Genomic DNA, 13,904 nt, shown 5'->3' on the forward strand with positions numbered 1-13,904 from the left:
ACGGGAGAGAGAAATGTCACTTGTTCTAGAGGGTGTATCTAAGGTCGTGAATGGCCAGACTCATATTTACCCCACTGATTTAGAGCTACAATCAGGCACGATGAATGTGCTGCTTGGGCCTACGTCCTCGGGCAAGACGTCATTGATGCGCCTGATGGCGGGTCTTGATGTGCCCCATACCGGAAAGGTGATTTGGGGCGGCAAGGACGTGACTGGAATGCGGGTGCAAGATCGCGGTGTTGCCATGGTTTACCAACAGTTCATCAACTACCCGTCTATGACCGTTTACGAAAATATCGCCAGCCCAATGCGGCTGTTGGGGCAAACCGCAGACCAGATCGACGCGGCTGTGAAGAAGGCAGCCGACCTGATGAAACTTTCGCCGTTCCTTGATCGCAAACCGTTGGAATTGTCGGGCGGCCAGCAGCAGCGCTGCGCCCTTGCGCGCGCACTTGTCAAAGATGCAGGCCTTGTCTTGCTGGACGAACCATTGGCCAACCTCGACTATAAACTGCGCGAAGAGCTGCGCGCCGAGATTCCGAAAATCTTTGAAGAAGCGGGGTCAATCTTTGTCTATGCGACCACTGAGCCGGAAGAGGCGCTTTTGCTCGGCGGCAATACGGCCACGATGTGGGAAGGTCGCATCACCCAATTTGACGAAACTCCGATTGTTTACAGAAAGCCCGTCGATGCGACGACCGCGCGGGTCTTTTCTGATCCGCCGATAAACTTTCTGAGTTTCCAAAAGACGGGCGATGAATTGCGTTTTGGCGATGGCCAGACAGCAACGGCGACGTCCGGTGCTTTCGCGGGCCTTGATGATGGAGCGTACGTCGCAGGCTTCCGCCCCAACCACCTTAAGCTAGAAAAACAAGCAGCAGATTCGCTGGCTTTTTCGGGAAAACTGAACGTGACCGAGATCACCGGCTCTGAAACCTTTATCCACCTTGATCATCACGGGGAAAACTGGGTCGGCTTGGTTCATGGGGTGAAGAACTTGCAGATTGGCACGGCGCTGAATGTCTATCTCGATCAAAGCCATGTTTATATCTTTGCGCAGGACGGCACGTCTGTCGCACCTGCGTCATACGCTGCTGCAGTCTGAGGGAACGGAAACATGGCAAAAATCACCCTCCAAAATCTGGCACATTCCTATCTGCCAAACCCACAGCATGAAGATGACTACGCCCTTAAAGAGTTAAACCATGATTGGGTTGATGGAGAGGCCTATGCCCTGCTGGGGGCATCCGGGTGCGGCAAGTCCACACTGCTCAACATTATTTCCGGCCTGTTGCACCCCAGTCAGGGACGCATCCTGTTTAACGACCGCGATGTCACAATGGCGCCGACAACACAGCGTAACATCGCGCAGGTTTTCCAGTTTCCCGTCGTCTATGACACGATGACTGTGCGCGACAATCTGGCGTTTCCGTTGCGCAACAGGGGCGCTGATCCGGCTTACATCAAAGAGCGCGTCCAACAGATTGCGCAGATGATCGGCATGGAGGCCACGCTGGACCACAAAGCGCGTGGCTTGACCGCAGATGCCAAACAAAAGATTTCTTTGGGCCGTGGTATGGTGCGTGAAGACGTGAATGCGCTTTTGTTCGACGAACCGCTGACCGTGATTGACCCCCATATGAAGTGGGAACTGCGCACGCAGCTTAAATCGCTGCACCACGAATTTGGTCACACGATGATTTACGTGACCCATGACCAGACCGAGGCTCTGACCTTCGCGGACAAGGTGGTTGTGATGTACGATGGGCGCGTTGTGCAAATGGGCACGCCACAAGAGCTGTTTGAAACACCGGAACACACCTTTGTCGGCTATTTCATCGGCTCTCCGGGAATGAACGTGCTTGAGGCCGATGTGCAAGGTGACAAGGCCGTTATTGGTGGAACGCAGATCGCGCTGGGTAAAGGTTTCGGCCACCCGACTGGCAATGTTGAACTGGGGGTGCGTCCAGAATTCACCTCGCTCAGCACGGGCGATGTCGGCTTGCCTGTCACCATTAAGCGGGTTGAAGATGTGGGGCGTCACAAAATTGTTCGCGCCGACTTCCAGGGTGTCGAGGTCAATGTTCTTGCGGGCGAAGGCGAGGATATCTCGCCTGACATGAACCGCCTTGTCTTCGACCCAGTTGGGATCAACGTTTATGCCAACAGCTGGCGCGTCGCGCCCGAGGTGGTGTGATGCGCAACGCGGCCCACCCAATCGTCACCCCTTTGCAAGGAGAGCGTCATGAATAAGACAGTCAACCAAAAGGCTTGGTTCCTTATCTTGCCCGTGCTTCTGCTCGTCGCATTTTCTGCTGTCATTCCCCTGATGACCGTTGTGAACTATTCCGTGCAGGATACGTTCGGAAACAACCAGTTTTTCTGGGCCGGCCTTGACTGGTTCAGGGAAATGATGGCGTCCGAACGGATGTGGGATGCACTGGGGCGTCAGATCGCATTTTCCAGCATCATCTTGGCGATTGAAATTCCGCTGGGTGTCTTCGTGGCGCTTAATATGCCGAAAAAAGGGTTCTGGGCCTCGTTTTGTCTGATCCTGATGTCACTGCCATTGCTTATTCCATGGAACGTGGTCGGCACGATTTGGCAAATTTTCGGGCGCGTTGATATTGGTCTGCTCGGCTATGCTTTGGCCGCTGTTGGGATCGACTATAACTATACCCAAGACTTCTATGCGGCGTGGGCAACTGTGATCGTGATGGATGTCTGGCATTGGACGTCGCTGGTCGCGCTGTTGGCATATGCAGGGCTTCAGTCGATCCCTGATGCTTACTATCAAGCGGCCAAAATCGACCAAGCCAGCCGTTGGAAAGTGTTCCGGTTTATCGAATTGCCCAAGATCATGGGTGTGCTGATGATCGCGATCCTGCTGCGATTTATGGACAGCTTCATGATCTATACAGAGCCTTTCGTGGTGACGGGTGGTGGACCCGGGAACTCTACGACGTTCTTGTCGATTGACTTGGTCAAGATGGCGCTGGGGCAGTTTGACCTTGGTCCGGCCGCCGCCTTCTCGATCATGTATTACCTGGTGATCCTGCTGATTTCTTATGTCTTCTACACGGTCATGACGAACCTCGACAAAAGGGATGGTCACTGATGTCAGACGTTACCAACACATCCGCCAAGCGCGGCTTTGCGTTGCCAAAGGTCAAAGGCAACGCCATCGTCATGGGTCTTTACCTGCTGTTCCTGCTTCTGCCGATCTATTGGCTTCTCAACATGAGCCTCAAGACGAACTCAGAGATTTTGAACAGCTTCACCCTTTGGCCGCGTAACCTGACCTTCGACAACTACCTGACGATCCTTACGGATCCATCGTGGTATACCGGCTATCTGAATTCGATGACCTATGTGGTGATGAATATGGTCATCTCGCTGGTGGTTGCACTGCCTGCGGCCTATGCGTTCAGCCGTTACACGTTTCTTGGCGATAAGCACCTGTTCTTCTGGTTGCTGACCAACCGCATGGCACCGCCAGCCGTCTTCGCGCTGCCATTCTTCCAGCTGTATAGCTCGGTCGGTCTGTTTGACACGCATATCGCGGTGGCCTTGGCGCATTGTTTGTTCAACGTGCCGTTGGCGGTGTGGATACTTGAGGGCTTCATGCGGGGCGTCCCAAAAGAGATTGACGAGACAGCCTATATTGATGGGTATTCGTTCCCGCGGTTCTTCATTCGGATTTTCACACCACTGGTTGCATCCGGTATCGGGGTGACCGCGTTCTTCCTGTTCATGTTCTCATGGGTTGAACTTCTGTTGAGCCGGACCCTGACCAGTGTTGAGGCCAAACCAATCGCGGCCACTATGACACGGACCGTCGGGGCGGCTGGGATCGACTGGGGGGTTCTGGCAGCAGCGGGGGTTCTGACAATCCTTCCTGGTGCCTTGGTGATCTATTTTGTTCGCAACTACATCGCCAAAGGCTTTGCCTTGGGCCGCGTTTAAGAAAAGAAAGAGAAGAAAAACAATGGACTGGATGGCATGGACTTGGCCGACCGCCGCTTTCTTCGGCGTGATTGCAGTGACCTTGATCACTTTTACGATCCTCGCGATCAAATTTCCCGAAGTGCCGCGCAACGGTGTCCTCGGGATCGAAACAACACGTGGTGACAGGTTGTTCATCACGCTGCTCGGCTCGGCTTTTATCAATTTGGCTTGGCTTGGAATGCTCAGCGCACCCCAATGGGGCGCACTGATCGTATGTCTCTTTTATGCCATCGCGGTTTTCCGCTGGGTTTGAAGGACGGCATTATACGACGGTCTCGTTTGCAAGATCAGGACCGTCTTGAATGTTCTATTTTTAGGGAGGAACAATAATGAACTTGCGACTTAAAGGAACGACTGCGTTAAGTCTTGCTGCCTGCATGATTGCCGCGCCTGCGTTCGCAGACATGGATGCTGCGAAGGCATTCCTCGACAAAGAGATTGGTGATCTGTCATCGCTGTCGCGTGCAGACCAAGAAGCTGAACTTCAGTTCTTTGTCGACGCAGCCGCACCATTCGCTGGCATGTCGATCAACGTGGTGTCCGAAACGATTGGAACGCATACCTATGAATCCACCGTTCTGGCACCTGCATTCGAAGCCATCACCGGCATCAAGGTCACTCATGACCTGATCGGTGAAGGGGACGTTGTCGAAAAACTGCAAACACAGATGCAGTCGGGCGAAAACATCTATGACGCCTATATCAACGACAGCGATCTGATCGGGACGCACTGGCGTTACCAGCAGGCACGCAACCTGACCGACTGGATGGCTGGCGACGGGGCTTCGGTGACGAACCCGAACCTTGATCTGGAAGACTTTATTGGCCTTTCGTTCACAACCGGTCCAGATGGCAAAGTCTATCAGTTGCCAGACCAACAATTCGCGAACCTTTATTGGTTCCGCTATGATTGGTTCAACGACGAACAGAACAAAGCGGATTTCAAAGAAGCCTACGGCTATGATCTGGGCGTTCCGGTAAACTGGTCTGCTTATGAAGACATCGCGGAATTCTTCACTGGCCGTGATTTGTCACGGCTTGGCGTTGAAGGCGAAGTCTTCGGTAACATGGACTACGGCAAAAAAGATCCATCTTTGGGCTGGCGCTATACTGATGCATGGCTGTCCATGGCCGGTGCCGGAGACGTCGGTGAACCAAACGGCCTGCCAGTTGACGAATGGGGTATCCGCGTCAACGAGAACTCGCAGCCAGTTGGCTCTTGTGTCGCGCGTGGCGGTGCCACGAACGGCCCAGCAGCGGTTTATGCTGTGACCAAAGCAATCGAATGGCTGGAAAAATACTCCCCGCCTGCCGCTGCCGGTATGACCTTCTCTGAAGCAGGCCCAATTCCTGCCCAAGGTAACGTCGCACAGCAGATGTTCTGGTATACCGCGTTTACGGCCGCTTCGGTTGAGCCTGATCTGCCAGTGATGAACGAAGATGGCACGCCAAAGTGGCGTATGGCACCTTCACCGCACGGCGCATATTGGACCGAGGGCACGAAGATCGGTTATCAAGATGCTGGCTCCTGGACCCTGATGGAATCGACGCCAGTCGATCGTGCGCAAGCTGCGTGGCTCTATGCGCAGTTCGTGACATCCAAGACTGTGGACGTGAAGAAAAGCCATGTTGGCCTGACATTCATTCGTGAATCGACGATCCAGCACGAAAGCTTTACCGAACGTGCGCCCAAGCTGGGTGGTCTGGTCGAATTCTATCGTTCACCAGCGCGGGTTCAGTGGTCACCGACTGGTACTAATGTCCCTGACTATCCTAAGCTGGCACAATTGTGGTGGCAGAACATCGGCGACGCAATGTCCGGTGCAAAGACCCCGCAAGAAGCGCTTGATACGCTTTGCGCAGATCAGGAAAAAGTCATGATCCGTCTTGAGCGCGCTGGCGTTCAGGGTGACATCGGCCCGCTGATGAACGATGAGCAGGACCCGTCTCACTGGCTTAGCCAGCCCGGTTCGCCAAAAGCGAAACTGGAAAACGAGGACGAAACGCCTGTCACGATCGCCTATGACGAGCTGATCCAATCTTGGCAGTAAGCTAATCATCTGGGGCCACATTGCTGGCCCCAGATACCCCCGCCGTCTCACACACATTCTTGATGATCCTCAAAGGGGTCGTCGCTTGACGTGGCCGACACTCCGGCTGGATCAAGCATGATCCGCCTGACCTTTCGGATACCACGCCTGCCACCTGCCACGCCGCGACGAAAGGCACGGACAACACGGCATCACAGATTGACGCAATCGACATCACCAACTGGCGCGAAATGGCTAACTGTTACGAAACAGGTAAGTTCGCTGCGCCTTAAGACAGGGAAGTGTCTGAAGTCAGTTGCCTCGATTTCTCTGTCGATGACGTTATGCGATGTTAATTTTGCTTTGGTCATTTACCGCTGCCGAGATTAGGCCCGTGCGCAATCCTGTGTTAATATGGCGTTGTAGCATTCAACGTTAGGGCGAGGATTGTGTCGACGGAAACGACCATCGATGACCCTGGGCGCCAAGACCCGGCACCTGCGCCAGAGGCGGCCTTCACGCTGCCCAGTGGCGGCGGCGCGATCAGAAGTATCGGCGAAACTTTCAAGGCAAATCCAGCAACCGGGACCGCATCATTCACCGTCCCCTTGCCGCTCAGCCCAGCGCGGGCCTTAACGCCTGAACTGGCTCTTGTTCACGATTCAGGAAACGGGATGTCCTCCTTCGGACTTGGCTGGGATGTCCCTGTGCCGCAGATTCATCGGCGCGCGTCCAAGCGATTACCCGACTACGACAACGGACGCGATATCTTTTCGATCCTGGGTGGTGAAGGCCTGGTTCGGGTGACCGGTATTGCCGGGACAGGCTTGGCGCAGGAAAACAGCCGTACTTATCAGATTGCGCGGTTTCGCCCACGCATCGACAGCACCCATGACCAGATTGAGATGTGGGTTGATCGGGCGTCGGGCGAAGGCCATTGGCGGATGTGGTCATCGGGGAACGTCGTCTCGGTCTTCGGCCTGACGGCCGCTGCGCGCGTCTTCAACCCCGCCGATCCAACGCAAGTGTTTGCTTGGCAGCTAGAGCGGCAGTTCGATGCGCTTGGCAACTTGACGGTCTTTGAGTACGCGCGCGAAAACCACGCGGGCATCGACTTCAATGAGGTCTCTGAAGCGCATCGCTCTGACCGCGCACCCGCCACGAACTATCTGAAACGTGTCCGGTACGGCAACCGAACGCCCTTCGACGGTGTGGCCCCACCGGCACAGGATTTCTGCTTCACGCTGCTGTTTGATTATGGCGACCATGATGTTGCAACGCCCGGCGATGCGCCCGTGGCCGAATGGTCGGTGCGCCCAGACCCTTTCTCCCGGTATGATGCAGGTTTTGAACGAAGGTACTATCGTCGGTGCCAACGGGTTCTGATGCTGCACTCTTTCCCAGAACTGGGCACAGATCCCGAGCCGGTCCGCGCGCTGGAGATTTTGCACAAAGAGGCCGAAAATGGGCTGAGCCTGATAAGTGGCGTTCGTTCCCTTGGATATCAGCGCGACGATAGCAATGCACTGATAGCGCAACGCGCACCCCGGATCAGTTTTGAATACCAGAGCCTGACCTTGAACGGCGAGGCTCGTCCGGTGACCACCGGGACCGGCAGTGCGATCAGCGGCGCCCCAAGGCAACAGTGGCAGGATCTGATGTCCGAGGGCCTGCCGGGGCTTGTGCGCGAGGCAGGCGAGGCGCTTCTGTTCCGGCGCAATCTTGGGGACGGTCGTCTGGGAATAGAACAAACACTAGCCCGACAGTTCAGCCTGCGGGGGCTGGGCGGTGTGCAAACAATCGAGACATTGGCAGGCGGGCGGACTGTGGTCCACCGCGACCGGGGAATTGCGAGCCTGGCCCAGCTGGGCGACGACGGGTTGCCGGGCCTTGCGCGCAGTTTCGCGGCAACGCCGACAGGTGGCACCAGCGGGAGGCAGTTGCGTTATGTCGACCTTATTGGCGACGGGTTGGCAGACGTGCTGCAGACGGACGGTGACTTTCTTTATTGGTACCCGTCTCGCGGGGTTCATGGCCACGGCAAGCCAAGGCGGTTGCAGTTTCCATTGCAGGGTGCGCGTAAGATTGGCTTTCTGTTTGACGACAAACGTGGTCGCGTTTTCCTTGCGGACATGTCCGGCGACGGGTTGACCGATGTGGTTCGCGTCGAAAACGGCCGCGTCTTCTATTGGCCCAATCTCGGCCATGGCAGGTTTGCGGACCCTGTCCAGATGCGAGATGCGCCACTGTTCGACCGACCCGATCAGTTTGACCCGGCGCGTATTCGTCTGGGTGACATTGATGGCAGCGGATTGGCCGACCTCCTCTATCTTGGGCGGGACGGGCCATCGCTGTGGCTGAACCGGGCGGGCAATGGCTGGACGGCAAGGCAGGCGCTTCCCGCGCCATTCCCCGCAACAACACGACCCGCAGATATTGAGCTGGCCGATGTCTCGGGCAGCGGCACGGCGGCTCTGGTCTGGAAAAACACTCCCGGGGCGGGGGCGGAACTGCACTATGCTGAGCTGACCGGCGGCGTGAAGCCATACCTGTTGTCCCACGTCGACAACGGCATGGGGGCAGAGACGCGGCTGAGCTATTCGCCGTCGACGGATTTCTACTTGCAGGACGAAGCCAGTGGTAGGCCGTGGTCAACCCGCCTGCCCTTCCCGGTGCACTGTTTGGCAAGGTCTGAGCAGATCGACAATGTGTCTGGCTTAAGTTTCACTTCGGTCTACACCTACCACCACGGGGCCTATGACACGTATGACCGGGAATTTCGCGGCTTCGCGCGGGTTGATCAGACCGACAAGGAAGTTCTGGCCGAAACAGGTGACACCGACCATCCAGGGCGGCCTTTCATACAGCCGCCCATCTTGACGAAAACCTGGTTTCACACCGGCGTCACCACCGAAAATGGTGATCTGGGAGAGGTCTTGGCAGGCGAATTCTACTCTCACCCCGCGCTGCCGTTGATCACCGTCCCACCAGTGTTACCAGACAATATCGGCACCCGCGATTGGCGCGAGGCGCAGCGTGCCATGCGTGGTGCAGTATTGCGTCAAGAAATCTATACCCTCGACGACACGCCACAGATGGCGCATCCTTATACGATCACCTCATCGCAGTACCGGCTGGAAATGCGCCAACCGTCGGCAGACCCGGCCGATGGCGTTGAAGATGGCTGCGCGGTGTTTCAGCGCCTTGACGGCGGGACCATCAATCTGGAGCTCGACCGCCGCCCGGAAGATCCACGCATCAGTCAGTCGATCGTGCTGGACTGGAACGCATTCGGCCAGCCACTCCGCTCGGCCAGCGTCGCGTCTGCGCGGACTGCCCTGCCCGACGATCTGCCGCCCGCGGTCGCCGCAGCGCAATCGCGCACCCATATCCTGATGACTGAACAGGTGCTTGCCGACGCACGGATTGCGGAGAATGCAGCCATCCCCAACTCCCTTTGGCAATCAGGGCGCGCGCGCAGCCTTCCAAGGCCGGTCGAAGAGGTGGTCGAGGAACTCTCGGGGCTGTCGCCTGACATCCCGACAACTGCAGCGGATATGGACGACGGGTTCAGCCGCGCCGCGATCCGGGATTATTCCGAAGGGCCCGGCCCCGGGATCACGCGCCGGGTACTGTCCCGGCGGCGCACACTCTATCTGAACGATGACCTGACGACCCCGCTGAACTTGGGTCAGGACGGGTCGCTGGGCATGGTTTATCGCACCGAACAGCTTGCCTTCACGCCGCAAACGCTGACCGAACTCTATGGGGATAAGGTGGATGCGGCGCTTCTGGATCAGGCGCGGTATATCCACAGTTTGGATGCCTCCGGGGTTCCCGACACGGGGTATTGGGCACCGTCTGGAACACAGATCTTCGGATCAGACGCGCCTGCCCGTTTCTACATGCCGCTTGGTACAAAGGACCCGTTTGGAGCAGAGACCTTGATCGAACTGGATGGGCACCATTTACTGCCGGTTCGCGCCACAAATGCGGTCGGTCTTCAAACCCGCGCGCTGAATGACTACCGCGTGTTGGCCCCGCGCGCCGTTCGCGACGAAAACCTGAACTGGACGGTCGCAACCTTTGATGCGCTGGGTCAGGTGTCAGCGGTGGCTCGGATGGGCAAGGTGGCATCAACCGACGCGCCGACCGGGCATGAGCCCTGCGAGGGCGACACGCTTGACCATCCCAGCGTGGTCCATAGCTATGATATGCAACGCTGGGTGAACGAGCAGCGACCGGTGCGGGCATCAACCACCAGTCATACGACCTATCACCACCAGAATCCGGGCGTTGAGCCGCGACAGACGCTGACATCGCACGCCTATGCCGACGGCACTGGCAACGTGATCATGACTAAAGTCCAGGCCGCCCCGGGGCCAGCCCAACAAATTGCTGAGAACGGCAATTTGGCGGTGGTGGACACCAGCGCCCTGTCGCCCCCGGCTTTGCGCTGGGTCGGCAATGGGCGGACGATCTATAACAACAAGGGCGCGCCACTTCGAACATTCGAGCCCTATTTCTCGACCACGCCAGAGTTTGAGAACGATCCACAACTGGTCGAACAAGGCCCCAGCACGCTGAATTTCTATGATGCGGCCGGGCGCGGTATCGGGGCGTTCCACGCCGACGGCACATGGGTGAAGACGTCTCGGACCGCGTGGCGATCAGAAGATTGGGATGCCGCCGATACGTGCCTGATCGCCGACCCTACAGCGGATGCCGAACTGGGCGGCCATTTCGCGGGCCTGCCGCCAGAACTGGTGCATCCGCTTTGGTTTTCGGCGCGCGCGGGGGGGGCACTCGGTGCCGACGCGCAGGTGGCGGCGCTAGCCTCGGGCGAACATGCGGCGACGCCTGCCTGCACCCACTCGGATGCACTCGGACGGGCGATATGGACGGACACAATGCCCGAACAGGGTGTCACACTGACAGTCCAGTCCGAACTTGATGTAGAGGGCAATCTACTGAGCGTCACCGATGCCCGCGCAAACGAAGTTGTGCGCCATGGCTATGGTATGACGCCGGGCCGCGAAGGCGGCAAGTCGCCGCTTTACCAAAGCAGCATGGATGCCGGCGAGCGCTGGCAGTTTCCCGACGTTCTTGGGCGGACCTTCATGACATGGGATGCGCGCGGCCACATGCAGACGTCGGAATTCGATATTGCAAACCGACCCGTTGGCCAAAGGCTGACATTGCCCGATGGCAGCGAACGGCGCGTCGCGGCCATCGTCTATGGCACTGATCAGGTGCTTAACACCGCGGGGCGACCGATTGAGGTCTGGGATCAGTCCGGCCTTGCCCGGACACTTGCCTTCGATTTTAGCGGAAACATCACCGAGACAGAGCGCCGTTTCGCGTTTCCCGTCGGCCCATCGGACCCAATTGACTGGGGTGACGATCCGCGCGGATTGCTCGGTGTGCTGTCGGATGAGGTCTTCGTCAGCCGGGCCAGCTATGACGCGCTTGGCCGTGTCACAGAATGGATCGCGCCTCATACGGACAGCATGAAGCCCTCGGTCACACGCCCAACTTATGATGAAGGCGGCGCGCTGGATCAAATGCGCGCCAGCGTACCCGGGATGGGTGAGTTGGCGTTGCTGGAACACATGACATACGACGCAAAGGGGCAGCGACAGAACATTCGTTACGGTAACAGTGTAACGACCGCCTATGAATATGAGCGAACGACTTGTCGCCTCAGCCGCCTGATGACAACCCGCGACAGCGATAGTGCCACCCTTCAGGATTTGTCCTTTACCTATGACGCGGTGGGAAACATCACAGCGCAACGAGACCACGCCCAGCAAAGTGTTTTTTTCAACAATCAGGTCGTCGAAGCGCACAGCACGTTCCGCCACGACGCGCTATATCGACTAACAGAAGCAACCGGGCGCGAACATATCGATCAGGCAGGGTTGCCCGACTGGCAAAGCGGCTGGGCAAGCCAGACACACCCGGAAGACGGAGCCCGGATGCGTACCTACGCGCAGCGTTACGTCTATGATGCGGCGGGGAACCTGACACAGATCCGGCATACGGCAGGTGCCGGCAGCTGGACGCGCAACCACAGCTATGAGGCCAGTTCGAACCGGTTGGCATCGACCCAGCTTGGGACATCAGCGATTGAAGTTTTCACTCACAATGCTCATGGCAGCATGACCGCCATGGCGCATCTGTCCGCGATGGACTGGGATTTCGCGGAACGACTGGTCCGGGTCGACAAAGGCATCGAAGGCCATGCAGAATACACCTACGATGCCAACGGTCAGCGGGTGCGAAAGCGCCGGATCTTCCCCGACGGACGGGTTGCCGAGCGGCTGTATTTCAACGGGTTCGAAATCTACCGGGAGATGCGGGGCGATGCGATCGAGCAGGAGCGCGAGACTCTGCAGGTGTCCGACGATTCCGGTCAGATTGCCCTTCTTGAAACCGCTACGGTCGTGGATGGGACGCGCCTGACCAGCCCCCAGCCCCTGACGCGCTATCAGTTGGGCAACCACCTTGGCTCCGCCGTGCTGGAACTGGACGAAGCCGCAGCACTGATCAGTTACGAGGAATATCACCCCTACGGCACCACGGCCTATCATGCCGTGACTACCGCTCGCGAAGTGCCCGAAAAGCGCTACCGCTACACCGGCAAGGAACGTGACGAGGAAACCGGCCTCACCTATCACGGCGCCCGCTACTATGCGCCCTGGCTGGCACGGTGGACGGCAGCCGACCCGATCGGGATCGGTGATGGGCTGAATGTATATGCCTATGTGGGTGGGAGACCCATAGTCGCCGCAGACCCGACCGGCCTTGGCGATTCATTAATCAATGATCTTGTTGAAAATCCGGAGGTCCGTAGAGGACCAACTATTTCTGCGATGACGGAAGAACAGTATATTTGGTACAAGTATTTTGATCGAATTGCAGGAGGACTGCCACCAACAGAGGAGGCAAGACTTTCCGGTGAGATGATCACTCAACAGGTATTGCACTCCACCTCTGAGTGGTACCGGGATCGAGAACGGTTCGAAAGATACAATGCCGACGCTCTCGCTGAGGCCCGCGCCAATGACGCGATGAGAGCCGAACACAATGCGCTTTCCGAACTGGCGATGACGGAAGGTACGTTTATACCGATCAACAATCTCAACGAGGATCAACTGACCGACCTAATTGGCATTGTTGGCGGCGGACCGCTTCTTCTGTTCAGTGGCCAGGTCGCAGAAGCCAGTACCCCCGGCACCACGTTAACCGGCGTCTCGGCCGCCCAGGTTTTCCAGCCCGGACCTGTGGAAGTCGTCGATTTTGGCGGACAGGGACGGGTCCCACCAAACGCAAGAGTCCTTGCACAGATCGTGCAGAGCGCCGTCAATCAGTTCGCAGCGAACCCAACTTCGGTGCAACACTACCTGTCGCCGGGACAGGCACGAGCGTACAGCAACCAACCCCAAAAACTTGGTGGCTTATTCGTCGGCATTGGTATCGAGAATTATTCGGCATCTTACGTGTCAACAATACCCGACCTGCGAAGGCGGATATCCAGCGTCGGCGGACCAAACGCGCCTGACAACATCGTTGGCATGGGTTCGCGCCCATCGCCACAATACGCCTTCACCGACACCCATCCGCGAGGAACCGACTGGGGACGACTTCATACCGCTCGATTCTATCTTAATGAATCAAGCACAGGGATCGCCGCTTTCGGCATTCAATATGATCCGTTTCCAAGCTGGTTCCATACGCAAGCCACGTCCTCACGCCCGCCGGGCTGGACGCCACGATTTCAGAACCAAATTCGCAACGCGCCGTTGGTGCAACCAAGCAGGCGGGCGCGCAGGTAAAACTTATACAGAACGCAACTTCAAATTC

General features: G+C 57.5%; 7 protein-coding genes. All 7 read left to right on the forward strand.

Annotation, left to right across the window (positions count from 1 at the left end; all coding sequences use genetic code 11):
• The first annotated feature begins 13 nt into the window (after nucleotides 1–13).
• The 7 genes from MUY35_RS04735 to MUY35_RS04765 all read left to right on the forward strand — a co-directional run bounded on the left by MUY35_RS04735 (nucleotide 14) and on the right by MUY35_RS04765 (nucleotide 13,876).
• Nucleotides 14–1,105, forward strand: coding sequence for an ABC transporter ATP-binding protein (locus tag MUY35_RS04735; protein ID WP_248364281.1), 1,092 nt, complete (start codon nucleotides 14–16; stop codon nucleotides 1,103–1,105).
• Nucleotides 1,106–1,117: 12 nt separating this feature from the next.
• Entirely contained in the window at nucleotides 1,118–2,197 is a 1,080-nt protein-coding gene (locus MUY35_RS04740) for an ABC transporter ATP-binding protein (RefSeq protein ID WP_248364283.1), read from the forward strand.
• Nucleotides 2,198–2,245: 48 nt separating this feature from the next.
• The gene (locus MUY35_RS04745) at nucleotides 2,246–3,118 is read left to right on the forward strand and encodes a sugar ABC transporter permease (protein WP_248364285.1); all 873 of its coding nucleotides are present in this window, start codon (nucleotides 2,246–2,248) and stop codon (nucleotides 3,116–3,118) included.
• Entirely contained in the window at nucleotides 3,118–3,966 is an 849-nt protein-coding gene (locus tag MUY35_RS04750) for a carbohydrate ABC transporter permease (RefSeq protein ID WP_248364286.1), read from the forward strand. The genes MUY35_RS04745 and MUY35_RS04750 overlap by 1 nt, the downstream gene beginning before the upstream one ends.
• A gap of 22 nt (nucleotides 3,967–3,988) precedes the next feature.
• On the forward strand, nucleotides 3,989–4,261 hold the full coding sequence (locus tag MUY35_RS04755; protein ID WP_248364288.1) for a DUF2160 domain-containing protein: 273 nt from the start codon (nucleotides 3,989–3,991) through the stop codon (nucleotides 4,259–4,261).
• 76 nt (nucleotides 4,262–4,337) lie between these two features.
• Nucleotides 4,338–6,059, forward strand: coding sequence for an ABC transporter substrate-binding protein (locus MUY35_RS04760; RefSeq protein ID WP_248364290.1), 1,722 nt, complete (start codon nucleotides 4,338–4,340; stop codon nucleotides 6,057–6,059).
• A 428-nt stretch (nucleotides 6,060–6,487) separates the two neighbouring features.
• Nucleotides 6,488–13,876 carry a SpvB/TcaC N-terminal domain-containing protein gene (locus tag MUY35_RS04765; protein WP_248364293.1) on the forward strand — a complete coding sequence of 2,463 codons (7,389 nt, stop codon included), beginning with the start codon at nucleotides 6,488–6,490 and terminating at the stop codon, nucleotides 13,874–13,876.
• Nucleotides 13,877–13,904: the final 28 nt, after the last annotated feature.

The organism is Aliiroseovarius sp. S1339, assembly GCF_023195695.1.
In the GTDB taxonomy this organism is placed as follows: Bacteria; Pseudomonadota; Alphaproteobacteria; order Rhodobacterales; family Rhodobacteraceae; genus Aliiroseovarius.